The organism is Bacillus sp. FSL K6-1338 (genome assembly GCF_038006965.1).
Taxonomy (GTDB): Bacteria; Bacillota; Bacilli; order Bacillales; family Bacillaceae_G; genus Bacillus_A; species Bacillus_A thuringiensis_S.
In genome coordinates, this window is sequence record NZ_JBBOWI010000003.1 from 129,722 (window position 1) to 156,050 (window position 26,329).

A 26,329-nucleotide genomic window follows, 5' to 3' on the forward strand; every position below is an offset into this window, starting at 1 on the left:
ATATGAGTAGTGGTATTAAATATAAATCGGGTTTCGTCATTTTGATTTATTTTGTTATGACACAATTTGTAGGGATAATAGGTGTACTATTGCTAGCAAAGACAGGTTGGTATGATATTCAGGGAAACCAACAGCAAGCAATTCAAAAACTTCTTGTGCATTGGGAACTAATTGGATTTTCACTTATGCTGATAATCACTTTTCTTATATATAGTAAAGAATTAATAAATGATCCAAAGTTATCGATTAAATTATCAAGAATTTCATTCATATGGATTTTAGTTGGGATCATATTCGTATTTCTTGCGCAGATGGTTGGTAGTGTGTTAGATAAGAGTGTATTTCAGCTAACTACGCAATCAGCAAATACGTCTAGTACAGTCGCTGCTGCAGCAATATCTCCTGTGGCACTTATTTCAATTGTTCTTCTTGCACCGTTAGTAGAAGAGTTGGTTTTTCGTTATGCGGCCATAAACATTTTAATGTCTAAGTTTAAGCAAACTTGGAGCATACTAATAAGCGCATTGTTCTTTTCTATCATGCATTTTGATTTTCCGTTTATATTTGGATATTTTTTAATTGGACTTGTACTTGCTGTAGTATATGTGCGTACCAATAGGTTACTAATATCATTTGTTGTTCATGCTAGTATGAACTTAATTGTTGTCATACTTCAGATTTCTTGATAAAAATGTGGTGCTTGCACACATGACATTGCAATAGGATGTTTTAAAAGAGGAAAATATACTCAATAAAAGGTATAGCATCCTCTTTTTGTAAATTTAATATTTTTGATTTTTATGTGCTTTGCTTCCATAAAAGACTATTACCAGATATCTCGAATCCATGTTTCATATAAAAATTAATTTGTTTGGCTTTATGTTGACTATCATCACTAACCATAAGACCAGTTACTTTGTCTACCTGAGATTCTACTGCTATTTGTAGTAAATGTTTCATTAATATGCTTCCTAACCCCAAGTTACGTATTGGTTCTTCAATAAATATATCAGCAAGGTCTATAGTGGTTCTTGCCGATATATAATGTGCGTACAGATATGGCTCAGGGAAAACCGTTCCTTTATTTGTAATTAATCGAATTTTTAATACAATAGAATTTTCTTCGTATAAATTGGTATCTTCATATAAATGACGGTACACAATGATACCACCATTTTTAATATTGATTACAGATAAAACCTGATATCCCTCATTTAATAACAAGTTATAAGTAGTGTGAAGTTCATATTTCACATCACCAGGTACTTGTAATTTAACTTTTCGTATTTTACTTTTTCGAGGGTTATTGTTAATACTAAACATATTATCACCTATCTTTATAATTAAATTAATATTACCTTATATTATGTTAATTGGATTTATATGGAATATAGGTTCAAGTCAGAGAAAAAGCACCAAAAGGTGCCTTTCTCTGACTTGAACCACTTTAATTTTAATAACACCATTTTACAACTACAAATATATCTTTAATCTTTCATATAATATTTTAACATTTTTTTCAGTTAATTGCATGTAACTGGTAAAAAATAGTCTATTTCTTGTAAACTCCTTTTCTCCATACCCACTCAATAGGACCATAACGGAAATATTTACTCCAAATCTTGCTGAATATGATTTGTACAAAAATAATTACAAGCCCAAAGATACATAGTTGCCAGTAATATACGTGTGAGACATCTTTAAAGCACCACGAAAGAATGACAAGCGTAATTATGCTTTGAGTGATGTAATTCGTTAAAGCATACTGGCCAACGTTCATAAAGGGGTGCAGGCATTCTATATATTTTTTATTCTCACAAACTCTCAGTAGAGTACAAATATAGAATATAGCTAGCATTTTCCCTCCAAATAGAATCCATAGTTGTACATCCTGAGAGTAATAGACATCTGTTTTTATAAAGTAGTAGAGAATAGGACAAGAGAGAAGGCATGAGATACATAACGAACTCCACTGTAAAAATCTAATTTTTTTTATTAATTCCGGTACCCTTTTAAAAATCTTTTTCTTACCAGCCCATAACCCTATTAAAAATAAGCCTATATATTCCGGAATTCCTATTAGTAGTTGCTGGAATTCCTGAGTCATTAGAAAGAAAAGACGTGCTTTTACTTGATGAGAATAATGTATAAATAGATTTACAGTGTGATTGGTAGTGTTACCTGTAAACATATATTGATAGTAATTTGGTACTTCAGTAATAGAAGAACTTGCTCGTAAAAATACAATAATATGTAATACATAACTAACCGTTAGGAAACTACAACCAGCTATAAAAATAAGCTTAGTAGATCGCTTATAAAAGAACAATAGAATAAATCCAGCTATAGCATACGCATGTAGAATATCTCCATACCATAGAAAGGTGAAGTGGAGTAAACCGAAGACTAGTAAAATACATAGTCTCCGGGTAAATAGCTTATACATAGGATATCCTTTTGCTTCTGTATTTTTCATAAAGATATAAAATCCTACTCCAAATAAGAATGCGAAAATAGTGTAGAACTTTGCTTGTATAAACAAATCTACTAAAAAACGAATCGTTTTATCTGTACAGGTGTAACCTGCCTGATTAAAGGGATCTAGTCCCGTCATAGTGGGTAGATTCGCAAACAGGATACATAGTATGGCTATACCTCTTATTATGTCTAAAGAATGAATACGGGCGTTTTGTTGCATGTTAATTCTCCTTTCTTACAAAGAAAAGCGAGCACTATACTAGCTAGCGCTCGAATTACGTCTTGCAAAGAATCCATCATAGGTAGCAGCTGAAACAGCTCCTTCTAAACGTTCAACTTCTTCACCTCTGTTATAAGCTACAACAACTGGAGTACCTGGAATGTCGAACTCCTGAAAGGCACTTTGATTTTCTGGTGTAGAGATATCAATACGAAAAATGGTTCTATCATGCTTTTTTGACATACGATTGATATCTGGTGCAGCTTTTTTACAAAAATGACAGGTAGGTTGATAGTAATACGCAATGAACTCTTCATGGGATTGTATTTTTTCCTTTAATTCTTCTTTTGAAATATCTTTTATATTTTCTGGTGCTTCTTTTACATCTGCAGCAGATACAATTGTTTTTTCTGGTGCTATAGTTTCTGTTTTGACTGATTCATTCTTAGTTAAAGTAAAGATCGCGATACATGCAACGCATAAAGTTGTGATAACTGCTCCAATTTTGTAGACTTTTTTCATAGTAAATTCCTCCTTAAAGTAAAAAAAAGGACAAACCTCGCCCGAGTTAACTGGGCGTAAGGTTTGTCCTTCACGCTACGTACAATAGAGTATAAACAATGGAAACAAATTTTCTATCTATATAATACCATAAAATTTATATAGAATGCTATAAGAATTTCAAAAGACAAACAAAGGAATAACTCAATTATAAAATTTCATGTACCAAACTCTATATAGAAAACAATAAACAAAGTAGCAAGGGAATACTCTGTGCTATATCCAACTGATAGGGACACTATTCCCCTCCAATAAGCATAAAATCTTTCAAAACACACTTTTTGAAGTAATGTGAAATGACTTTGCATTAGATAGTAGTCATATTCATAGATTTTTTATGTATTTTGTATCTTTTTAGATTATAAAAAACGTACTTTAATAGCTGGGTAGAAAGTGATGAGTATACTGGACCTGTTAAAAGCAAAAAGGGGTACCACCTACATTTTATGTCGAAAATTGCTTAGAGTATATTCGCGTTAAAATGTTGTTAATACGCCTATAGAGAAATATAAACATGAGAAGTGTGAATTTTATAGGTATGAACTGCTTATCATATATAGACATTTAAATAAAGTACAAAATATGGGGATAATTACAGTGAGAAAGAAAAAACTAGCAAGCCAAGTAAGAATTTTAGCAGAATGAGAGAGGGGAAAGTAAAGAACAAGAGGGATGATGTAAATAAATCTAGGGCTTCAATCCAGAGTGGAAACAATACCTTATTTGAGCGGGAAAAATGCACAAGATTTAGTCTGAAGCCTTATTTAGTGATAGGGTAGATATTACGATGCTAGTGGTACGTACTCTAATCAAATATTTCTTATTAAGTTAAAAAAGAGCCCTACTTGGGTTGTTTTTTTGCTTATATTTTATGTGTATCTCTGTATATTGAAGATATTTTTAGAATATGTAGTGTTCGTTATATAAAATATATAATAAACTAAATGGTGAAGTAGTTAATACATATAGAATATATTGAGGGGGATAAGAAATAATATGTCTGTATCATCATATCTAGAAAACATGGCTTCTAATTTAATTATTGGAGAAGATGAAGATATTAAAATTGACCGTTCAATTGATTATTTAAGAAAGAATTTAGAAAGGTATTTTGGTGAAGAAGTTAAGAAAAATTTTTTATTTGGTTCTTATATAAGAAAAACCAACCTACCAAGAAAGGCTGATTCTAAATCTGATATTGATTACATGATTTTATTTAATAATGCAAATGAATACAAACCTCAGACTTTTTTAGATAGACTTCGAAGATTTGTGAACTTTTATTATAGTAGCTCTGAAATTAAGCAATCACATCCTACAATTGTTTTAGAGCTTTCGCATATTAAGTTTGAGCTAGTACCAGCTTATCAGAATTATTTTGATCAAGTGTTAAATCAATATAATATACCATCACGTTCTTCAGAATATACAGATTGGATTAAAACTGATCCAATAAGTTTTAATAAGCAAATTGATGAGAAGCATAGTTCTGAAAATTATAAGATAAAACCTGTTATTAGGCTTTTAAAGTATTGGAATAAAAGTGCAGGAGGGGTATTTTCCTCTTACGAACTAGAAACTAAAATTGCTGAACAGAATTATTGGTGGTGTTCTAATTTGAAAGATTATTTCTTTAAAGCATTTGAAGCAATTAATTATACTTGGATGGACTCTCAATACAAAATTAATAAAATAAAAAATATGAAAATTACAATTGAAAATATCAAATATTACGATGAACGCAATCAACATTTTGATGCTGAAACATATTTAAAAAAATTATTGCCACCTTTGTAAGAAAGGAAAAAACTGAGATGTTATATGAGGAAAATAGAAGAGATTCTATGGATATTTACTATGCACCAGCAAATAATTTTAATAAGATAAGTAATTTTTTATTTTATCTAAATTTAGGAATTTCATTCATAATTTTACTTAAAGTACCAACAGGGGTTAAGGAATCATTAACAATAGTTCTGATAGTATTGATTCTTCTATATGCTTTATTTAGTAGCTTAACTTCATTTTACTATTTACCTCGGGCTGATGAAAAAAGAAAGACTCATTTAATTTCGAATGCATTTCAAATTAGAATGGATGGAGAAGAAACTCATCTATATTATAATAATAGCCTAAAAGAGCCAATAGAACGTTTAGGAGCCAACGTTTTAGAAGATACCTTATTTTCTAAAAATGTGTCACGGAAGATGATTATTAAGGAAATTACTTTAGTTGGAATTTGTATAATTATTGGGGTTATTGTTTGTTTAAATAGGGATTCAAATTTAGATTTTATTCTTTGGATTTCCCAAACATTATTTTCTACAGTATTAATTTCAAATGTTATTAAATTAATACTTTTTAATAGAAAATGTGAAAGTATTTATCAAGAAATATATAAAGTATTTTTAGATAGTGATGAAATAAGTACTGTGAAATTTAATGCTTATGTTTTAGATGCATTTAGTAAGTATGAGTGTGTTAAATTTCAATGCGGCATAATGCTCTCGAGTAATATTTTTCATAAATTAAATCCCTCTCTTAAGCAAGAATGGAAAGAAATAAAAAAGCAATTAAAAATTGAGTAACAAAGTTAATGAGGTATATAGAAAAAATCTACATTTTTATGTAGATTTTTTTACATCTTGGTGTCCTGCCACATTACTATCAAGCTAAGACCTTAAAGTACTTCCTAAATATAAATTTTCGTTTTCCACAGGTAATTTTATCTATTATTAATGAGGTATATTTTGGGGAATACGTAGAAATAAAAACTAAGGACTTTGAGTCTCAAATTTTTGTTCAGCTAAGAAAAATAAAAAGACGGTTCCTAAAATTATATAATAAGAAAAAAATGGTATAATCAAAGTAACAAATAACAGCGGAGGTACTCATGAAAATTGACATTAAAGAAATACTAACCTTGCCAAATAATATTATGGCTGGTTTAACCCTAGCAACAGGAATTTTACTATTTTCACCAGATTCTTTCTTAAAAAAACTTTTTATGTTTAGTTTTAGAGAAAAGAACGGATTTATTATTGGTATAGTATTCATAGTTTCTTTATCAATACTGATTATTAATTTGATTTACAAAACAACAAAAGCGATTCAGTCTAGAAATTCGAAAAGGAAGTTTTATGCTGAAGCAGAGTCGAGACTAAGAAAACTAAATAATTATCAGAAATTCATAATATATTCACTATATAATGAGTATAACCGAACTTTACCTCTCCCTCTGCATGACGGTTCGGTTCTAGAACTTGAGAGTAAATTTATGATTGGAAAAGCGACCAATCAGTATATGGTAGATGATTTAAACAATGCGGAGTTCCCTTATTTATTACAACCGTGGGTTTCGGATGAATTAACGAATAAACCTGATTTGTTATCTCATTTTTTATCAGTTTATGAATCTAAACTAGCAGAAACAACTCGAAATGCACCATTCTATTGATAATAGATGTGTTTCTAAACATTAAGGAAAGGACATATAGTCTATAGATCTCTTCTTTTTTCCATAGTGCTCCCCTTTCATCAGAGGGAAGCACTTTTATTTTTTATATTAACAAATTCAAATTTTATCGGGAATAATTTACCAAGTATTGTGCTAGAATTATACATATTACCGGTTATAATACGAATTAGAAAAGGGGAGACAACAATGAATGAACCAAAACACATGTTAATTACGTATAGTTCCGAAAAAGCCGAATCTGGACACGTGGATCCGAATTTCACGAAGCTAGTATACGGAAATAGCAAAAAAAACGGGGAAACAATTAGAAAAAACATAACGCCAGGCTCTTATATCTTTTTCAATGCTCGAATTGATAATAAGAGATATATAACTTCTTATTTTTATGTGGAGAAAATGCTATATAAAGGCAAACACGATCATGAAATTGATGCACTGGGATGCAGTGCTTCGGAAGATAAAGTAATTATTGTTGGCAGTAGGACCTTTTCTAAAGTTTTAACGATTCCGCTTGTATTGGACCGAAAAATGATTGGAAAAATTAAATCCTTGGGGGCTGATGCAAAATATTTCTCAGATAAAAAGAAAAAAGGGAAAGAGGAATTAGAAGCAATCAAGGATAAAACGTTAAATCCAGCAATTATTAAAGAAGAAGAAAAGGAAATGTTGATTGGTTTATGTAAAAATAGAGGGTAATTTTGTTTAATAAAAAAAGCCGGATCCTATAATTCGTCTTTAGATGTTTCTTTCCGATATGAATGTGGAAGATCTTTCAATACTTTTTTGTTCTACCCCATTAACATCGAATACAAACAAAAAGGTATATAGCTATAATTGATGAGAGGTCTGCTGAATAAACAGACCTTTTCATTTGAATTCCGCAAAAAATTTTGCGTCTATAATTCCAAAAGCGACTTTACAGGGAAATGGGTTTTTACCTTCTGAAGCAGCATGCATACAAGAAATCACCCAATATTCCAATTCTAACGGTAAGCGGTATATTTGAAGGCTACCATCATTGTTTTTTGCTGTTACGATCGGTGCATTTACCCTGGTTGTAGCAAAACCATCCGTTGTTATCATTGCTACTGCATCATTAGCTTGAAAACCAGCGTTTAACACCTTATAAATCATCCCATCTTCCTTATTAATAATCAATCATAGGTATATTTAGAATGGGATAGCTATTAATATTATTATGAATAATTGCTCCTGCGGCGTTCTTTCTTAACTGATTTCCTTGCATTTTTACACTCCTTCTTAATAATCCAAACGTGATTACATTAATTTATTCTATTTAGCATCTATTATATTAGAAAATTGCAGTTTCATCTTATTATAAAAAGCATCCGTACATATAACAGCGCTATTTGAAGGGTCAATATCAACAACGGTCATATAACTAGTGAGTAAATAACCATCCTCATAATATGTAATCATTATTTCTTCTTCAGATACTAAGGAACATACTAGCATATTTTCAATTCGTTCTTTTTCTTCAGTTGTTAAAATCGGACGGGTAACTTTGTGTTGTTCCCTAATGATTTCACGTATCCCATCAAATTGGAGTGTTAATGCTGCGAACGGAGCCCATTTCACCATTCCGCGCCCCTTTGGCATATTAGCGTTGCTCATTTTTTGTGTCCTCCTATCAGTGTGTTTCTATATCTAGCTGTGGCGCTATACGTGTAGGAAATTCCCCGCAATATGCTGTTCTTTCCAAACCTTGCGCGTATTTCATCCATTACTTTTGTTAATTTTACTTCTTGTTCTCGCTGCGTTATGTTATCAAAAAGAGAAATTTGTTCCTCTCCTTCTTGGATTAGGTTCGTTAGAGAAATACTTATGCTGCGAATGGGTTCGCCAGTATATTGTTGATGTATAAAGTATGTACAGATCTTATAAATATCCATTGTTAGGTTAGTTGGACGACTTAAAGTATGTGTTTTTCTAATACCACCGTTATAAGTCTTGCTATAACCGACTGAAAAATGAACGGTTTGAGCAAGCTTATTTTGTCTTCTAAGCCGATAACAAACTTCTTCAATATGTTCCAGCAAAATAATCGGAAATTCTTCTATTGTGTAATCGCGCATGAGTATTTGGCTTTTCCCAACAGAAGTTGTGGCAGGAACATATTTTTCTGAAATGCGACTAAAGTCAATTCCGTAGCTATGTAAGTGTAATTCTTCGCCAATCTTACCGAAGCTCTGTTTTAAGTATTTAAGAGGGTAATTGGCTAAATCTCCTATAGAATGTATTCCTTTTCGATTCAACTTTTCTTCCGTTTTATACGAAATGCCCCAAAATGTATTAAGCGGTCGTATGCTCCATAATTTTGTTGGGACATCTTCATATTTCCAATAAGCAATGCCGTTTTGATTCTTCTAAAGCTACTTTGCTCATTAAAGGATTAGGGCCAATCCCTATTGTGCATTCGATTCGTGTTTTCGCATATATTTCACTTTTAAATTTCAATGCGAATTCATAGGGATCGTTAGCAAACAAAAGAATACTATCCGTAATATCCATGAAGAACTCGTCGATGGAATATTGGTGAAAATCCTCAATAGGAACGTACTGCAAAGCTAACTTTGTTATGTAATTAGAGCATTTAATGTATGTTCCCATAATCGGATTTACAACAAGAATGTCTTTTCTGCGAGGAATCTCGTATAATCTGGCCATCTTTTTTACACCTAATGCTTTTAATGGTGAAGTGGCAGCTAGAACAATTGAACCGTTTCTATTTACATCACCGACTACTGCCAATTTTGTATACATAGGATCTAACCCCATTTTGATGCAACTTACTGAAGCGTAAAAGCTTCGTAAATCCACACATAAGATGATTCTATTCGGTAAGATAGAATAGTCATACACTGTTATTCCTCCTTAAATCAAATGAGAACGTTTGTTCTTATTATATACGAACTTGCGTTCTTTTATAAAGAGTTTTTGTTTAAAAATAATTTTTTACATAAAGAAAAGACACTCTCATATGAGTGTCTTTCAGATATTCTGCTTGTGGGAGCAGCAATTCTAACACAAATAAGCAATAAGAGGGAATAGATATATATCCTCTTACTATTGATTAAAGGTACGAAACATAAAAGAAGAGACACTGTATAGTGTCTCTTCTTTTATGTTGATATAGCTCTAAAGAAAATGTAGTGATTAATCAAAAATCGTTGGATGCTTCTTGGTTAATTTTATTATAACAATAATATGAATGTTTATATATAAAGATTTACGTTTATTAAGATGTGTTTTTAGATTGATACTTCTTTGTTTTATGCACAACAAGAATATTGAAAAAGGGCCGATAAGAATATCAAACCCTATTGACTATGTATAATTATTTCACTGCCGCTTTTAATTCTTTTCCAGCTTTAAAAGCAGGTGCTTTTGAAGCTGCAATTTGCATTTCTTCACCTGTTTGTGGGTTACATTCTGTACGTGCAGATCTTTCGCGTACTTCAAATGTACCAAATTCAAGGATTTGTACTTTCTCTTCATTAGCTAGTGCGCTTGTTATCGCATCTAATACTGCTTGTGTTGCTGCATCTTTTTGGGGAAGTTCTGCTTTTCTGCTACAACTTTTGTTAATTCAATCTTATTCATTTTTTACAACTGGAAATGGAGAGAACTTTTTTGTCTTATTCTTTGTCAAATTAGACATTTAAATCATGCATATAATTCTAGGATACTATTTGTAGTAAGAGCGGAAAAAATTGTGGAGATAATATAAGAAATTGTGTTGGAATAAAATAATAAATCTAAAACCCTTTAACCCTAGATTGGAAAGCACGATATTTGTCGCATATTTTACTAAAGAATAATATTAAAATAAAAGTAAATTAGTCCCTATATATTTACATTCAAAAAAGAGTTGAAAAATGTAAAACATGATATCCTTTATCCAACAATTCCGCTCTTCATCTAAGATACGTGTATTACTTATTAGATAAACGCTTCAAGCACGATTTAAAAATGGACTTATCTTTTATCGATTTCTGGTTTTTAAATCGTAATTTCATTTTATATTTATTTTAAAATTAAGGAACGCATTTATGGGAGGTAGTTTTACGATGAAAAGTTTTGAACAAACATATGTAGAAGGAACAAAAGATGCTCAAGATAATTATACATATGAAGTATTATTAGAGTCTGACAAATCTTTAATGCAAGAAGCAGCGGAGTGTCTTGCAGATACTTTTTTAGGAGTTGAAATAGGTGAGACTTTTATTTCAGAGCCAGTATTAACTTCAATACATGTATCAAAAACAACATTGACAGAATTTCTAATTAACTTTTTTGAAATACATGCAAAAGAAGGATTAACAATAATTGCTAAAGACAAAAGGTCAAATAGAATAGTAGGTGTACTTGCATCAGAATTATATGATCCTACAAAAATTATTCCAACGTATAAAGGTAAATTTAAGAAATTAAATAAAGTTATTGAATTATGTGATTATTTAGGTAAAAGATATTCAGAGTTTATGCAATTAAAAACTAAGCATAAATTAAAAAAGGATGAACATATTCATGCCTTTATGATTGGAGTAAAGCTAGAATACAATAAAAAGTATGTAGGTATGGAAATGTTGAGTTTGTTGGAAAGAGTAGGGATTGAAAAGGGCCATATATCTATTTTTGCAGAACTTACAAATTTTCGTTCTCAAAAATTATTTACTATGTTAAATTGGTCATTCCCTTTGGATAATAATGGTGACCCTATTGTATATAGCTATGCTAACGATCCGGTTTTTAAAAGTATACCTAGGCATATTAGTCTCACTTGCGATCTTTGTTACAAATTATTAAATTAACTTTTACATCATTAGATTGAAACTTATGATAAAAGAGATTAAATTTAGCCATTTGTGATTAATTTATTTCTAACTTTATAATATTAGTATAAATGATATTTCTGTTTTAGTTAGTCTTTCTCAGATTCTAAAAAATTAAAGTTATAGGTAATTAATAATCTTAAAGATTATTGATTATGATTCTGGTGCGAAAGATATGTCATTTATGGAAGTATAGATTTCTAAGGAGATTTTTTACTATGAGGTAAGAATGAAGATTTGAGTGATTAACTTAATTTGTTTTTTGGCAGACTTTTTTACAAAGTCTGTCCTTTTTTTATTCCATCGCTTTTAGTCTAGCTAATATTCGTTTGATTAATTAAAAAGATTTCAATCCTAATGTGTTATGTATTTGGTCCTTTCAACTTTTTTAACTGAATAAAATTTGATGAAATAGTTGCTAATTTTAAATAGTCTATATCAGGGACTCTCCCATTCTATATAATCTTATATTTGTGCCTCAAGTTATAAGACATAGAAGGAGAAAAGTATCGGGTAGCACGCATATTTTACGTCCTTATACGTAAAACACAATAAAAAGATTTCAATTGAGGGTTTGATTTAAAAATGGTATTTGAGACATTCTTTAATTGTTCACATTCCTTTTTAAATTGTAATTGTCTTAAATACTTACAATTTCTTATATCGAATGTTACATAGGCTATATTTACATTAAAATATGGATAGTACGCCCCTGTTAAAGAATTTTGGAATAGAACTGAGAATACTGTCAATTTAGATATAGTTATACCGTAGTGTACGAATGTATGAATGTATAAACAAAAAATATAAGAGGTGTATAAAAATGTCACTTTTTAAAAATAGTAAAATTGGTACAAAGTTAAATATATTAGTAGTCATATCGAGTGTTGCATGTATTATTTTATCCCTAATAGGATTAAACGGATTAAATAAAGGGACAGAAGTTTCGTTCCAAATATATAAAGATAGTTTGCTTCCGATTGAATGGATAGGGGCCCTGGAAACTAATCTTTACTCTGTCAATAAGAATCTAATGGAACTCATGGTATCAACAGATGAACAAAGGAATAAAGTACTTGAGAGGGAAATAGATGAGGTATGTAAAGAAAATGACCAGTTATTGAAGAAATTTGAATCCATAAAAAGTTCACAAAAGGAAAAAGAATTGTATGGGGAATTCAGAAATACATTTAATAAATTAAAAATAAAAATGGAAGAAGTACAAGCTTTAGGTCGCAATAATAAAAATGAGGAAGCATATGTTTATTATTTAAAAGAAGTTGAGCCTGATATGAAAAGGGCGATACAGTATATTCAAGAATTAATTATTTATAATAAAAACGAGGCGGAACAATACCAGAAAGATAATGTTAATAGTGTAAAAGATACAGTGTTGCTTTTTGTCATTGTTTCAATCATCGTGGTTGTAATTGTCATATTTATAGGGTGTATCATTAAACGAGCTATTAAACGTCCAATTGCTTTGTTGCAACGTGATATGGATCTAGTAGCAGCTGGAAATTTAACATTTCGTACTTCTTATCGGGAAAAGGATGAATTAGGAAGTATTGTTGCATCCTTTAATAGTATGTTGGATAGTTTACAGCAACTCATTAAGAAGGTAAAGATAACGACACAAGGCGTTATTTTTTCAGCTAATAGTGTGTTACAAGATACAAACCACACATCAAAGATATCTAATGCAGCAGTTCAGACAATTAGTAAAGTGAATAAACAAGTAGAAGGACAAGTCAATAGTATTCATGAAAGTTCACTGGCAATGGATGAAATAGCAAATGGGGTTCAGAAGGTAGCTACTTTAGCATCAACTGTCGCTGAAGTAGCTGTCATTACAACAAAGCGTGCGAATACTGGGAGTATCGTAGTAAAACAAGCAATTGCTCAAATGAATAATATGCATAAAACTGTTGATGAGACTTCCAAAGTGATAGAACGTCTTGTTACGCGTACACAGCATATAGATAAAGCACTGGGTGCTATTTCTAATATTGCCGAACAAACAAATTTACTCGCTTTAAATGCAGCAATTGAAGCTGCACATGCAGGTGAAAACGGAAAGGGATTTGCAGTAGTTGCAGCTGAAGTAAGAGAATTAGCTGAGCAATCTAAGCAATTGGTTAGTGAAATTAACAATTTAATTAAGTCTATTCAACAAGATACACAAGATACAGTTCTGGTAATGAAAAAAGGGAAAAATGAAGCAGAACAAGGAAAAATAACTGCTTATGAGGCGGAACAGGCATTTTCTACAATTATGCAAGATATTAATACAATAACATATCAAATTCAAGAAGTATCGGCTACAACAGAAGAAATGTCTACTGAAGCAGAGGAAATTAGTGCCTCTCTATCAGTAGCCTCAGAAACTTCTAAACATGTAGCTGAAGATACATTTCAAACTGTTCAGGTGATTCAGACACAAACATTGTCCATTACAGAAATAGCTAATCAATCGATTCAAATGAAAGAGAAGGTTGAAGAACTAGAAATGTTAATTTCACAATTTATTATAGATAAACAAAAATAGAGTTGTAAAAATACCAATAATTATGAGCAAAGCTCTACTTGCAATAGTTGATAATTAGTGAAAGGTGGCATTACCTATATCATACGATTGATAAAAAAGGTTACACATGGAAATTCGACTTCGCAAAAAGAAAAATCACCAGGCTACTTATGCTTTTATGAAAAGAGTTGTGAGAATCAGCGGTTCTCACAACTGACAAAGTACAATCGTTACTTTACGAGTTTAAAAAATTAAGAGAACACTACTTCTATAAACATATAATTCATTGTATAACCAAGCCAATTAAATAACCTTACTGAACAGTATCATCGACATGTAAAAAGGTGATTTGCCAAATCTGCAGAGTTTCAAATTCTTGGGTATGCTTCACGTACAATCAAAGGAATTGAAATTGTTCAAGTTCTATATAAACACAACAGGAGTTCTATTAGACTCCTGTTTTTCAGCTTGTAGTGAACTATAAAAACTATTTATAGCTGCATAATAGATAGAGACAAACCTCTCTCCTAATTTAATGTTCAGAAACTTTCTGATAGAACTCTTTAAATAAATATGTATTGATGTTTTATGCTAACTAGACTTTATGAGTTTAAGAAAGAATTACTTATAAAATGGGATTTATAGATTTAGAACGCACATTACAATTGGGAGTTCTCACTGATCTCCGAGGAATTGTCCGTATGCTTCTTCAAGATATGAACGATATTGTTGTAATTTGAACAACTGAAGGAACAGCAGAAAGATGTAAAATTTTAAATTCTGCTCTTTATGCAGCAGATTAAAGTTTTAAAAATAGCTTGGAAGATAACGTTTGAATAGATACCAGAAAATATGAAACAGGGTGAAGTAAATGAGTTATTTAGTAGGATACAGCGAAAACTATTTAAGATACATAGAAGATATATGAAGAATTTGCGGGAATAATATAATTATCAAAAAAGAACTTGGGTGAAAATTATATTTGATTCATTTGCGTTTCAAGATCCATTCGCTTGTTTTGAGATGGAATTTAGGTTATATAGATGGAACCAGCGCATATTTGTTGTATGCGCGAAGGATGGCCTTCTTTCCTCTAGTATTTCTACCAAATTACAAAAATAAGATTGTACCTTAGGTAACAACGTAAAGTTAATAGAATAATATTTGGTTGATAATGTTTCCACTTAAACATTTTTTCTATCTTTATACTAATTGCACACCTTTTTAATATTAATATGGGTAGTTAAAGAAAGGAGTTTCAAACAGTTTTTATTTTTTGACCAGAACACAACTTTAAATATCCGTAATGTACCCTTTTTTAGATTTGTAAAAAGAACATAGCATTTTAAAAAATATTACGTTAGCCAAAATCATCTTTTATTATATAACATACGTTATTGGACCTATACTGTATCAAGTCACTCCTTTATTTGATGTGATAAAAATTCTCATAAAATCGTCTAAACAGAAAGGAAATACACGTATGAAATACAAAAATCGGATTTATGCAAAGCGCAAATACAAACAAGCGCTTCTTGTAACAGTAGTAACCATGACTTTAGGAGTAAGTACATTGGGAAGTACTGCCTCAGCATTCGCTGATGAAAAAAGCAAAAATACTATTCAGCAAAAAAGTCCTGGCACTTATTATGAAGATGCACAAAAAAATCTGGGCTCCCTAGCACGATTTGATACATGGGCACAAGATCTTGGAAAAACAACAGGTGCAGGGAATTATAAGACCACACTTGGTATGGCAGAAAAGCTATTACCAACAATCTATAAAGATATAAATAGTGGAAATTTCAACAATACTGCAAGGTCCATTACAATGCTATCTACAGCGTTGATCCCATATGGAGCAGCATTCATTTCCCCGATAATTGGGATACTTTGGCCAGAGAACGGGCCAAATATAAAAGAAATGCTGCAGGAAATGGAAAACAAACTTGTTGGTATAATGGATGAAAAAATTGAAGCAAAAGATTTAGATGATCTTGAGGCCGCGGTAAAAGGATTGATGGTAACTCTAAAAGAATTTGAAAACTCACTAAACGGTAATATAGGTGGAGAATATTATTCTGCTCCAGCTGATGTAGACTCACTTAATCGAGGTCGTATAACAGCCATCCAAAAGGGTTTTAATGACCTTATTAGTGCTGCTAGTAAACCGAAGTTCAAAATAGCAGAACTTCCTATATATACAATTATTGCAACTGCTCACTTGAATTTTTTACATACTGTGAAAAAACAGGGAACGTCACCTAAAATAAACTACACTGAAGCAGCCTTAAAAGATCTTCTACAAAATATGGAGAAGAATCACAAAGAGTATGCAGATTATATAGAAAAAACATATAAAGAAGGAGAAGCTAGAATCGATAGCAAACTAGAAGACAAACAACAAATAGAAAAAGAATTAGATAAAGTACACGAACAGTTATCAGCACTTGGCCCCAAACCTAAGAATCACACTCACATAGAAGAAAATAGATATATAAAGAAGGAGGAGGAACTTTACGAACGAGCAAGATCTCTTAAGGAAAGGTTGTCTAAATATAATGAATTAATGTATCAAAAGAGTGATTTTTATAGCAAGACAAAGGGTAGCGCAGCATTCCAAATAGCATCAACAGGAAAAACGGTAGCAAATCCAAGTTGGGTTAAAACGGAAGGAACGTGGGTTTGCGAGGCTGGTTTTTGGTATTATATTGACGCAAAAGGGCAAAAGAAAACTGATTGGTTCAATGATAAGACACCTGATGGTAAGGATAGATGGTATTACCTTAGCACTGAAACACCACGTCTCGACAATGTAAGGGGTAATAAATATATTGGAAAAGGAACAATGCTGATTGGTTGGTTCCACGATACGCGTAAAGATAAGCAGATGATCGGTGTGAATACGAAGACTACTTATGAATACTGGTATTACCTCAGCCCGGAAAAAAATCTTAAAAACTCTGCCGGAGAACTATTTAATCAAGGACAGATGATGACAAAATGGGTTGAAATTAAGGATACAAAGACTGGTGAACCACACTGGTATTATTTTAATCCTGAAGACGGTAGTATGACACATGATAAAAAAGCGGTACAAATTGGTAACCTAAAATATGATTTTGATTCCAATGGTGTATGTACAACGCCTAACGGTTACTAAACAGCGAGTTTATCCAACCTTTTTATTTATATAACAATCATTCTAGTAAAAGCGAGCACTTTTCATTAGATACATCCATACTAATACACACTCTCTTTAGTTTAGCAATATCGTTATGCCCAAGTTGGAGAGAGTATTTTCATACTTTTTAAGATTTTTGCAATAATAACATTAAAAAATTTAAAAAGGAGAATTTAAAATATGAAAGAAATTTTAAATTTATTTCCGAGCGCTGATGGCAATGAAGAAAAACAAAAACTTTTTTTAGATTCTATACAGAAAATAGTCGAGAGTTTTGATAGATTAAAAGATGAAAACCGAGCAATTTTAGGTAACTATGAAGAAAAATCAGATGGCTACTATAATAACTTAATTGATCAAAGTCATATACCACGGTCTGGAATTACTATATCTGAGGTTATAGAAGAGTTAAAACAATTTATGAATAATCATCCTTATCAAACTAAATATTACTTGACTAACGCTATACCAATCCCAAGTATTCCATCATTATTAGGTACACTAACCATGGCGCTCTTAAATAGTAATAGCGTTTGGGATGTATATGGTCCTGGGGCAGCAAAAGCAGAAGTAAAAGTAATATCCATGCTTTCAAAGTTGATTGGTTATAATCCACATAATAGCGGTGGTTATACAACATGGGGTGGACAAGGTTGTGTATTTTCGAGCTTACGTTTAGCAATTTCTAAACAATTTCCATTAGCAAAAGAATATGGTGCTCCACAAAATGCATATTGCTTTGCTTCTGAAAATGCACACTATAGTTTATTAAAGTCAGCTGAAGCAACCGGCATTGGATCAGATCACTTAATTAAAGTGAAAACTGATCCTTATTCAAATTCTATGGACATAGATGATTTAGAGGCCAAAATGATACAAGTTATTAATAATGGCGGTATCCCTCTTTATATTCTAGCTACTATGGGGTCAACAGATACATTTACCATTGATGATATAAAAAAAATTAAAGAGACTGCTGAAGCAATACAAGAAAAATATAAATTAAACCCTATTTATATCCATGCGGATTCTGCAATGGGTGGATTCTATAGTTTCTTTAATAATTATAATTTCGAAGAAAATCCACTTTCATTTGAACCTAATTTAAAAAATGCTTTACTATATGTACAAGATAAAATGCAATACATGGCACTTGCTGATAGTGTATGTTTTGATTTTCATAAATTAGGACAAACACCTTATGCTTCAAGTATTTTAATCGTAAAAAATCATACTGATTTACAACTGATGGACATTGAACAAGATGACACACCTTATCTTGGTAATAGGTCATATGGTAGCTATCATACAAGCTATACCTTAGAATGTTCACGTTCTGGTAGCGCCATTCCGATGTATGTTACTTTATTAGCATTTGGAATTGAAGGCTATCAAAAATTATTAGCGAATTATGTTCGCGTAAATTTATTATTTAGAGATAAAATACGTAAGTCTCTTCCCCAAGTGGCAATAACAAACAATTTTACATATGGGCCAATTACAACGTTTCGTTTTTATATGAATGGAGATGGACAAAAAAATTGGGAAAAGGAACGGACAGGTCTTGCAACACAAAAAGAAATTGAGGAGACAAATCGGTTAAATATAAGCATATTCAATCAACTAGGGAAAAATCGTGATCAAATGTTCTTTGGTGATACAACTCGCTCTTGTATAGTAAATGTAATAAACAGTTGTGATAGAATGCCAATTGCTACATTAAAATTTTTTTCTATCTCACCATATACAACTGTTGAATGTCTAGATGAGATTTTAGTATTTCTTATAAAACATATTTCTGCTGCTACTGAAAAGATTGATTCATATGAAATGGTATAGTCATATTGAAAAATGATATATACTATGGTATATAAGTTGAATATATACTCTAAAATTATTATATTATTATAATTTTAATATAATGATATAATTATATATAACTTTAATAATTTACTAGGGAAATTTCAAATAAACAATACATATTACTTATTAGATTAGGAGTCTTTGAAGGATATTGAATTATAAAATCTTTCTATGAGATTTTACTTTGAAAATAAATAGCTTACTTTACATAAAAAATAACGTTTCAACTTATTCAAAATCGAACTTACTAAAAATATAATAAAGATGAGAGTTTGCAATCTTATAGATTAAAATCATAGCAAAAAAGGTATAGAATGGACTTGTACATTCTATACCTTTTTTTGTTCCATCGATTTTGATTGGAAATTTATATACCGACTTATCAAAAGATATCTTTATTTTCAGCAATGATACTAATAAATAGTTCTACTTGCTTACAGAATCTCCCCCCTCTGAGCTTTATCTAATGTTGCATATGTTGTTGCTTGGACTTTTGATATAAAGCTTGTATATGCTCCTCTTCAAACTCATTTTGATAATTGACAAGTACACTCACAGAAACGTAAAAATAAGATGCTAATAAAATTAGAGTATTAATATCCGGCTGATGTCTATTTTGTTCCCAATTTTTAATCTGAGTACTGGTTAAAGGGCATGATTTTCTTAGTTTTTTTGAAATCAAAGAAACCAAACAAATAGAAAAATTTATCCAATCTAATCAAAAATCTTCCTGATATATATTTACTAAAACAATGAATTTCCTATATCTATTGTGGCCAAGTTTTGACGTCTTGTACGTTCCCTTAAATAACGTTCCGTCGTTATAATAGATTCATGTCCTAAATAGTCACGTATTTTCTTAAGCTCGACACCTTTTCCCATCAAATGATTTGCAAAGAAGTGCCTACAGGTATGGGGTGTAATTCTATCTTTTCGGTAACGTAGAAATGGTAAGTTTGTTTCTTCAATTTTTTCTGCTACATATTTTGATAAATAGTCAGCTCTATAATGTGAGCCATCCGCTTTAGGTAGAAAAGCAGATATGCTAGAGGCGTCCAATTCACTTGTTTGTTTACGCAATTGACGAAGACGACAAATATCATCGAGTACATCCTCAAAGATACGGACTTCTCTAGTTTTATTTCCTTTTCCAACTACACGTAGGAGATAGACATTTAAAGAAGGATGGAATGCAAGGTCAGCCCATTTTGCGTTTGCAACTTCCTCGATCCGGAGACCGGTAGTGGTAAGGAGGAAAAACAAGGAATACATAAAGAAAGTTGTTTTTTTCAATGTATCTAAAATTTCATTCACTTCTTCTGGAAATAAGTCGCGGTTGACCAGCTCTTCTTTTTTTACAGATACTTTTTTAAGGCGACTACTAAAGTTATCTGAGAGTCCCTTATTATCATAAATGTATTTTAAAAACTGCTGAACCACTGTTTTCTTTCGGCGTAATGTAGTGGCAGCATATTTCTTACTTAGTTGATAGAAGTAGATTTCCATCTCGTTATGGGATAACTCCTGAATGGTTCCGATTGTCTCTTTTATATAACGAAGAAAATGAGAAAGATCGTGCAGATACAGTTTTTTTGTTCGCTCACTTCTTTTTTTCGTTAGAGAAGGCTCATCGTGTAAAAATAAATAAACCAATGATTCTTCACTTAATTGAGAATAGTCAATATTTCGGATGCCCATACCCATAATTTTTTCGAAATGACTGCTATCAAAAAAATCTGATTTTGATTTTACAATTTGGTTATTACGTTCGTAATTTATAATATTCAAATATAAACACAACCTTTAGCAAAATGAAATGTAAAACAAATATTTTATATAAATTTTTATAATAGTAATTATACCACAATAAACAGATTATTTATTGTGGTATAGAATGAAATGATTAAATATATATTTTCACCTTAATATTTAATATTTCTGTTTAGATGATGTATAATGGAAATGTTTAATTGATTTTTTTGTACATTTCAATCCAAATGCGGTAGGAGGAGATTTTTTTGACTAGTCTTCGTCTGAAAATTCTACATGAAATTCATAATTTAGAAGATACCCATTGTTCAACTTGCCCTCTGAACAACCTAGCAGTGAATTATACAGATGAGCAAGAACAGGCAAAACAGAGAAACTACAAACATTGTAAAGGTTGTCCCATTTTTGATTCCATCCGAGAGAAAGGAGAGCAATTGAATTCTTTGTCGAAAAAGAGTACATTTAATAAGGTACGAGAACGTTATATGGAAAATCCATTTAAGTATCTTCAGTATAAGGAGTACTCAATAACAGATGTAGTAAAAGAAACAGGTTTAACAAAGTATCAACTAAGAAAATTTAAACAACAGCTAGAATAAGAGTTTCGGATGAGGTGAGAAATGGACTATTTATCTTTAGAAGAGGTATGCGATAGGGTAGGTTTAACAAAAAATCAATTAGGCTATTTAATTAAGTATAAACAGATCGAACCTATCAATCTGGTTACCTGGAAAGCAGATGGGGGATATCGTTTTGAGCAAGAAGACGTAAAAAAGTTAGAGGAAATATATAAAGATTCTTTAACATTAAAAGAGGCAGCTGAATTTCTAAATAAGTCTAAGACTTACGTACATAATGCTGCTAAAGATGGGATATTGCCCTTTAAAGAGATTGCTAAAGGGAAATCTACTGAACGATTGTACTTAAAATCCGATTTGGAAATTTTCAAAGAAAGAATTGAAAATAGATCAAAAGAGGAGTTGAAAGAAAAAAAGCAGCATTTAAGTCTATACCTTGATGAAAAGGTATTGGAAGCAATAAAGAAAAAGGCCGAAAAGAAAGGGTATAATGGCTATAAGAAGTTTGCTGAAGACATATTATCCGCGGAAGTAAAAGAAGAAATAGAAGAATAGGAATTTCAGAGAGAATAGACGCCCTTAAAAGCAAAATCGTTCTAAGGGGTCTATTTTTGTTGTTAATGAGTTTTTAGAAGGTGAAGTCTAATCATATTACCTAAACTCGAGATTACGTTTAAAAACAGATCTGAGAGGTTGTTTTTTGGGCCCATTCTCAAAAAAATTATTACAATTGTAAAAAAAGGTTTTATATACCATATGTGGATAATTATGGTGGTTGGTTTTAAGGGTGTTTTATTTAAGATGAAAAGAGTGCAAAAAAAGAAATGAGAAATGCAATTAAAAATTAAAACACCAATAATTTAAAGGTGATTATACCAGCATTATAAATACAAAGACTTCATATGGAACTTGGTAGGTCTATGAGTATACTAGAGAGTTTGAATAAACATACGTCACCGAATATATTAAAAAGCATACAAGCGTTATTTGAAATTTACATTATCAAAAAATAGCATATCAAACTAGGATAAATTATGAAAAAATCAAGAAATTAAGTATACATATTAATATTATAGTAAACTAAAATCTTATAAAACTCCTAAAATAAAAGATTATGAGCAGACTGAAATTGGACGGATTTTCTATTTTAGAGTCTAGAAGTATGGTAAAATAAAAGTATAACTGTATATCGCGTGAAGGTGGGCTTGTTATTATCCCTTCTTTCCATTCGGAAGGAAAGGGGGTGATATAACATGGAATTTTTGTTTGAACTTTTAAAAGAAATTGCAAGAGCAGTTGTGCGTGAGATCTCGGCATACGTGTTAAGAAAGCAACTGCAAAAAAAGGACAGCAAAAAACCCACTCTTCGCCGACCAAAGCACAAGCGTGGGTCTAAAAAAAGATAATGCATAATAACAACCACCTTGACAGTAGCAGTTATGAGACGAGATGTTGACAGCATCTCGTTTTTTTAGTGTATGCAATTCATTTAAATACTATACTTAATATATATTGAATATGCATTCAATATATATCTAATCTACAGTAAACATACCATATTTTTATTTTTTGGTCAATAAACAAGGTGAGCATGCTTCCACTTAAATAGCCTAAAGAAGACTTATCTCTTTGTATTATTATACTATAAATAGAAAGAAAATTAAAAACTTAAAATTCAATTCAAAACATCTGATGCTAATGTAACCTTTATAAAAAAAGAAGGAAATTTCACATTGAAGAATTTTCCTTTTCAGGTCAATTAAAACAAATAGCAACCTACCCAAACCAAATATAATTATATTTGGTTTGGGTAGGTTGGGGTAAGGAAGATATATAATAATTTTTAATGTTTTTCTCCTTTATTATATAAAAATTACTTAATAAAAATAGGGTTGCTTAATTTTTAAGTATAGTCATAAATCCCCTTCTAATTAATCTTTTCTATATCCTTTTAACATTTTTTTAGAAAATCGATTTGGATATAAGTCATCTAGCATAGCGTAAGAACTGGAATTCCAAAATTTTTCTAAGGGCGTTTTTAACCCATTTTTAATTATCCATTTGCATGTATATAATTTTAATAATTCTTCATCTGTTAGTTTTTCTTTAATTTCAATTGTCCATCGTAAAGCTTCTAGAGCCCTCTTCTTTGTCCAGTAATTATACGGAGTTACAGATAATTCCCATTCTTTAAAACGTCCGGGATACAAGGTATTTAGCATACGATAAGGACTATTCCCAAAAAATTTGTTTAACGGAACATTCAATTTATTTTTTTTAATCCATTTTCTATTATAAGCTTCTTTTAACTCTTCATGTGTTAGTTTTTCTTTGACTTCAATCGTCCATCGTAAAGCTTCTAAAGCTTTCTGCTTCGTCCAAAACCGATTCGGAGTGGAAATTAATTCCCACTCTTTAAATTTTTCTGGATATAAAGCATTTAGATATGCATAGGGACTGTCTTTCCAAAATTTAATTATGGGTGTCCGTAAATTTTGCTGATTTAGCCAAACTATACTATATATTTTTTTTATATCTACATCAGATAATTTTTCTTTAACTTCAATCGTCCATTTAAGGGCTTCTAAACTATTTTTTCTTGTCCAAAAATTCATGGGGACTTTTTTTAATTGCCATTCTTTGAATCGATTTGGATATAGTGCATTTAGCATAGCATAGGGGCTATTTGCCCAAAAGATTTTGCATGGTGATGATAAACGATGTTTGCTTAACCACGACTTATCAAACACATTTAATAATTGTTCTTCCGATAAGTATTCTTTATTTTCAATTGTCCACTGTAATATGTCTAGAGCATTTTTTTGTGTCCAAAAATTCATAGGAACTTTTTTTAATTGCCATTCTTTAAATTGATTTGGATATAATTCATTCAGATAGGCATAAGGGCTACCGTTCCAATACATACCACAAGGTGTGTTTAATTTATTCTTCTTTAACCATTTTTCTCCAAAAACGCATAATATTTGGTCGTTTTTTAGGTTCTCTTTTTCTTCAATTGTCCATTTTAAAGCTTCTAAGGCTTTAAGTTTTGTCCAAAAATTTATAGGCGCCATTCCTAATTCCCACTCTTTTATACAATTAGGAAAAGCATCATTTAGCATCGCGTACGGACTTGAATTATACTTAGAAAGAACAGTTGCTAACTTCATTTTTTGAATTAATCTCTGGTTCCAACCTTTTCTAATATCATTCCGATCCCATTGTAAAACGTGTTTAATTAAATATTTCGTAACACGTTTTGAAAGCTCAAAATCTATATCTTTATTCCACGTATTAGGTGGAAAACGCTTTCTTTTACCATCTAATATTTCTTGATAAATTTGTTCAATTGTAATGGAATTCATATTACTTTTCCCCTTAGATGTTATAAAACGTATACATTTTTTGTGATTAAAAATTTTAAAAACGATAAATGCTTCTTAAAATAAATTGGCATTAATAAAAAGACTATATATTAATTACTTTATTACAAAATATCGGGTGATAAAAAGTTATAATTTTTCTATTGCGTAGACAAATTAGCCAATTAAATAGTGTATATAATTCTAAGATACTAAATGTAGTAAGGGTGAAAAATTGTAGAGCTAAAAATCAAGGAATTATACTGAAATTAAATAAGAGAAATTAGAAGTCTATATTCAGAAAAAAAGGGATACGTCGTATTTTTTACTAAAGAGTAATATTAAATTATAAGTTAATGATTCCCTATATTTATTAACGTTCAAAAGGTACTACATTAGTAAATGTATAACATAATAACCTTGTTTAATTATAAATTCTTTATTATTAGCTATTTAAATTAGGAATTGCAAAATTTATTTATGGTAAGTTGTTTTAGAAAGAAAATCCCTGAAAAAACACATATAAAAGGGATAAAAGATGCATAAGAAATTTTATATATGAAAAGTTATTAAAATCTAACAAAACTTTAATACATGAAGCTGCTAAGTATCTTACAAATACTTAATGGGAGGGGAAATAGGTGAAGGTTTTATTTCAGGGTTAGTGTTAATTACAGTATGTAGATTAAAAAAACACTGATAAAATTCCTAAATGATTTTTTTATTCTATGCAATGGAATTTTTGTAGTACTCTTTTTTGCAACTAAAGAGAGGAAATGCAAAATTAAGAATTTAAAGTTCAATATAGTCTCCTTAACACAGAAATTGTGGTTTTTAGTTGTTGTTTTTTTGATACCAAGGAAATATTAAAAAACAACAAATAAAGCATTTGTATAATTTAAATTTTGGAATCTTAAAATCAAATTAAGGAGTATAGTAAGGTTGTAACACAATGAACCTTCAGCCTTTTAAGTATTTACTCATTAGCTTTAAGATTCTAAATTATTGAAAGTAAAAAGAACTTGTAATATTGCTTACAAGCTCTTTTTACTGTTTTTTTGTATTTGTTAATCTTCGAAATACCTAACCATTCGAAAAAGGGATTTAATCCATAACCTAATAAAACTACTCATAAACATAAAGACCCCCTTTAATAATACTACCCTTCCCTTAAAATAATTTTCATAAATTAAATGATGATATCTAAAAAATGATATTAGTTCCCAGAAATCTTATTTTGAATTATATAAATACTACGTACAATTGCTAAATTTGTCTAATTTTGAGACAGATTTGGCGGTGAAAAAGTTCTTGAGATATAAGAAGATTGGGGTGGATTAAATAATATATCTGTATATTTGATAATTATTCGAATTAAAATTTATAAGGCTCATTAATTAATTAATAAGTATCAGATGTTATTGTGATTTATCCGATTTTTAGTTTGTATTA

18 protein-coding genes and 5 pseudogenes are annotated in these 26,329 nt (G+C 30.6%); 13 read left to right on the forward strand and 10 right to left on the reverse strand.

The annotated features are described in order from the left end of the window. Positions 1-2 precede the first annotated feature (2 nt). A complete protein-coding gene (locus NZ044_RS29965; RefSeq protein ID WP_273634936.1) occupies positions 3-686 on the forward strand; it encodes a CPBP family intramembrane glutamic endopeptidase in 684 nt (227 codons plus the stop codon). A gap of 112 nt (positions 687-798) precedes the next feature. Here the strand turns inward: NZ044_RS29965 and NZ044_RS29970 are convergent, their stop codons facing one another. The 3 genes from NZ044_RS29970 to NZ044_RS29980 all read right to left on the reverse strand — a co-directional run bounded on the left by NZ044_RS29970 (position 799) and on the right by NZ044_RS29980 (position 3,220). Beyond that, positions 799-1,323: a GNAT family N-acetyltransferase gene (locus NZ044_RS29970; protein ID WP_273634935.1), complete on the reverse strand. Its 525-nt coding sequence runs from the start codon at positions 1,321-1,323 to the stop codon at positions 799-801. A gap of 229 nt (positions 1,324-1,552) precedes the next feature. Continuing rightward, entirely contained in the window at positions 1,553-2,698 is a 1,146-nt protein-coding gene (locus NZ044_RS29975) for a DUF418 domain-containing protein (protein WP_001186846.1), read from the reverse strand. 39 nt (positions 2,699-2,737) lie between these two features. Next, complete coding sequence (locus NZ044_RS29980) at positions 2,738-3,220, reverse strand: thioredoxin family protein (RefSeq protein ID WP_273634934.1); 483 nt, start codon at positions 3,218-3,220, stop codon at positions 2,738-2,740. 1,035 nt (positions 3,221-4,255) lie between these two features. Between NZ044_RS29980 and NZ044_RS29985 the strand changes: the two genes are divergently transcribed. The 4 genes from NZ044_RS29985 to NZ044_RS30000 all read left to right on the forward strand — a co-directional run bounded on the left by NZ044_RS29985 (position 4,256) and on the right by NZ044_RS30000 (position 7,433). Then, entirely contained in the window at positions 4,256-5,056 is an 801-nt protein-coding gene (locus tag NZ044_RS29985; RefSeq protein ID WP_273635007.1) for an SMODS domain-containing nucleotidyltransferase, read from the forward strand. Between the two features lie 17 nt (positions 5,057-5,073). Next, entirely contained in the window at positions 5,074-5,847 is a 774-nt protein-coding gene (locus NZ044_RS29990; protein WP_240525173.1) for a hypothetical protein, read from the forward strand. A gap of 305 nt (positions 5,848-6,152) precedes the next feature. Next, a complete protein-coding gene (locus tag NZ044_RS29995; RefSeq protein WP_098349556.1) occupies positions 6,153-6,716 on the forward strand; it encodes a superinfection exclusion B family protein in 564 nt (187 codons plus the stop codon). Between the two features lie 207 nt (positions 6,717-6,923). Further along, positions 6,924-7,433 carry a hypothetical protein gene (locus NZ044_RS30000; RefSeq protein WP_273635006.1) on the forward strand — a complete coding sequence of 170 codons (510 nt, stop codon included), beginning with the start codon at positions 6,924-6,926 and terminating at the stop codon, positions 7,431-7,433. A 171-nt stretch (positions 7,434-7,604) separates the two neighbouring features. Here NZ044_RS30000 and NZ044_RS30005 read toward each other — a convergent pair. The 4 genes and pseudogenes from NZ044_RS30005 to NZ044_RS30020 form a co-directional block, all read right to left on the reverse strand. Next, positions 7,605-7,983: pseudogene (locus NZ044_RS30005) on the reverse strand (hypothetical protein). Positions 7,984-8,030: 47 nt separating this feature from the next. Beyond that, positions 8,031-8,372: a YolD-like family protein gene (locus NZ044_RS30010; RefSeq protein ID WP_098349554.1), complete on the reverse strand. Its 342-nt coding sequence runs from the start codon at positions 8,370-8,372 to the stop codon at positions 8,031-8,033. After that, a pseudogene (locus tag NZ044_RS30015) lies at positions 8,369-9,620 on the reverse strand (Y-family DNA polymerase). Before NZ044_RS30015 ends, NZ044_RS30010 begins: the two are co-directional and overlap by 4 nt. Positions 9,621-10,095: 475 nt before the next feature. Continuing rightward, a pseudogene (locus tag NZ044_RS30020) lies at positions 10,096-10,361 on the reverse strand (HU family DNA-binding protein). A 467-nt stretch (positions 10,362-10,828) separates the two neighbouring features. Between NZ044_RS30020 and NZ044_RS30025 the strand changes: the two are divergent. The 3 genes and pseudogenes from NZ044_RS30025 to NZ044_RS30035 all read left to right on the forward strand — a co-directional run. After that, a complete protein-coding gene (locus NZ044_RS30025) occupies positions 10,829-11,572 on the forward strand; it encodes a hypothetical protein (protein WP_273635005.1) in 744 nt (247 codons plus the stop codon). Positions 11,573-12,416: 844 nt separating this feature from the next. Further along, positions 12,417-14,141, forward strand: coding sequence for a methyl-accepting chemotaxis protein (locus NZ044_RS30030; protein ID WP_098349414.1), 1,725 nt, complete (start codon positions 12,417-12,419; stop codon positions 14,139-14,141). A gap of 65 nt (positions 14,142-14,206) precedes the next feature. Next, positions 14,207-14,594 (forward strand): annotated as a pseudogene (locus NZ044_RS30035) (DDE-type integrase/transposase/recombinase); the annotation flags it as partial. 563 nt (positions 14,595-15,157) lie between these two features. On the opposite strand, the pseudogene NZ044_RS30040 reads toward NZ044_RS30035, so the two are convergent. Then, a pseudogene (locus NZ044_RS30040) lies at positions 15,158-15,312 on the reverse strand (IS6 family transposase); the annotation flags it as partial. A 291-nt stretch (positions 15,313-15,603) separates the two neighbouring features. Between NZ044_RS30040 and NZ044_RS30045 the strand changes: the two are divergent. Together NZ044_RS30045 and NZ044_RS30050 are read left to right on the forward strand one after the other, a co-directional pair. Then, a complete protein-coding gene (locus NZ044_RS30045; RefSeq protein ID WP_098349415.1) occupies positions 15,604-17,283 on the forward strand; it encodes an insecticidal delta-endotoxin Cry8Ea1 family protein in 1,680 nt (559 codons plus the stop codon). Positions 17,284-17,484: 201 nt separating this feature from the next. Beyond that, positions 17,485-19,143 carry a pyridoxal phosphate-dependent decarboxylase family protein gene (locus NZ044_RS30050; RefSeq protein WP_273635003.1) on the forward strand — a complete coding sequence of 553 codons (1,659 nt, stop codon included), beginning with the start codon at positions 17,485-17,487 and terminating at the stop codon, positions 19,141-19,143. Positions 19,144-19,911: 768 nt separating this feature from the next. On the opposite strand, the gene NZ044_RS30055 is transcribed toward NZ044_RS30050, so the two are convergent. Further along, positions 19,912-20,955, reverse strand: a complete 1,044-nt coding sequence (locus tag NZ044_RS30055; protein WP_098349417.1) for a tyrosine-type recombinase/integrase — start codon at positions 20,953-20,955, stop codon at positions 19,912-19,914. Positions 20,956-21,185: 230 nt separating this feature from the next. Here NZ044_RS30055 and NZ044_RS30060 point away from each other — a divergent pair, with 230 nt between their 5' ends. The 3 genes from NZ044_RS30060 (at position 21,186) to NZ044_RS30070 (ending at position 22,921) form a co-directional block, all read left to right on the forward strand. Next, entirely contained in the window at positions 21,186-21,536 is a 351-nt protein-coding gene (locus tag NZ044_RS30060) for a zinc-finger domain-containing protein (protein WP_098349418.1), read from the forward strand. Between the two features lie 21 nt (positions 21,537-21,557). Beyond that, entirely contained in the window at positions 21,558-22,070 is a 513-nt protein-coding gene (locus NZ044_RS30065; protein ID WP_340950276.1) for a helix-turn-helix domain-containing protein, read from the forward strand. 698 nt (positions 22,071-22,768) lie between these two features. Further along, positions 22,769-22,921, forward strand: coding sequence for a hypothetical protein (locus tag NZ044_RS30070; RefSeq protein WP_170954508.1), 153 nt, complete (start codon positions 22,769-22,771; stop codon positions 22,919-22,921). A gap of 525 nt (positions 22,922-23,446) precedes the next feature. On the opposite strand, the gene NZ044_RS30075 is transcribed toward NZ044_RS30070, so the two are convergent. After that, positions 23,447-24,880, reverse strand: a complete 1,434-nt coding sequence (locus NZ044_RS30075; RefSeq protein WP_340950277.1) for a hypothetical protein — start codon at positions 24,878-24,880, stop codon at positions 23,447-23,449. Positions 24,881-26,329: the final 1,449 nt, after the last annotated feature.

Bases quoted from the DNA above. Each gene is read 5' to 3' on its own strand.
- NZ044_RS29990 (WP_240525173.1), top strand. From the start codon at position 5,074: ATGTTATATGAGGAAAATAGAAGAGATTCTATGGATATTTACTATGCA.
- NZ044_RS30000 (WP_273635006.1), top strand. From the start codon at position 6,924: ATGAATGAACCAAAACACATGTTAATTACGTATAGTTCCGAAAAAGCC.
- NZ044_RS30070 (WP_170954508.1), top strand. From the start codon at position 22,769: ATGGAATTTTTGTTTGAACTTTTAAAAGAAATTGCAAGAGCAGTTGTG.
- NZ044_RS30065 (WP_340950276.1), top strand. From the start codon at position 21,558: ATGGACTATTTATCTTTAGAAGAGGTATGCGATAGGGTAGGTTTAACA.
- NZ044_RS29970 (WP_273634935.1), bottom strand. From the start codon at position 1,323: ATGTTTAGTATTAACAATAACCCTCGAAAAAGTAAAATACGAAAAGTT.
- NZ044_RS30030 (WP_098349414.1), top strand. From the start codon at position 12,417: ATGTCACTTTTTAAAAATAGTAAAATTGGTACAAAGTTAAATATATTA.
- NZ044_RS29985 (WP_273635007.1), top strand. From the start codon at position 4,256: ATGTCTGTATCATCATATCTAGAAAACATGGCTTCTAATTTAATTATT.
- NZ044_RS30075 (WP_340950277.1), bottom strand. From the start codon at position 24,880: ATGAATTCCATTACAATTGAACAAATTTATCAAGAAATATTAGATGGT.
- NZ044_RS30025 (WP_273635005.1), top strand. From the start codon at position 10,829: ATGAAAAGTTTTGAACAAACATATGTAGAAGGAACAAAAGATGCTCAA.
- NZ044_RS30050 (WP_273635003.1), top strand. From the start codon at position 17,485: ATGAAAGAAATTTTAAATTTATTTCCGAGCGCTGATGGCAATGAAGAA.
- NZ044_RS29965 (WP_273634936.1), top strand. From the start codon at position 3: ATGAGTAGTGGTATTAAATATAAATCGGGTTTCGTCATTTTGATTTAT.
- NZ044_RS29995 (WP_098349556.1), top strand. From the start codon at position 6,153: ATGAAAATTGACATTAAAGAAATACTAACCTTGCCAAATAATATTATG.
- NZ044_RS30010 (WP_098349554.1), bottom strand. From the start codon at position 8,372: ATGAGCAACGCTAATATGCCAAAGGGGCGCGGAATGGTGAAATGGGCT.
- NZ044_RS29980 (WP_273634934.1), bottom strand. From the start codon at position 3,220: ATGAAAAAAGTCTACAAAATTGGAGCAGTTATCACAACTTTATGCGTT.
- NZ044_RS29975 (WP_001186846.1), bottom strand. From the start codon at position 2,698: ATGCAACAAAACGCCCGTATTCATTCTTTAGACATAATAAGAGGTATA.
- NZ044_RS30045 (WP_098349415.1), top strand. From the start codon at position 15,604: ATGAAATACAAAAATCGGATTTATGCAAAGCGCAAATACAAACAAGCG.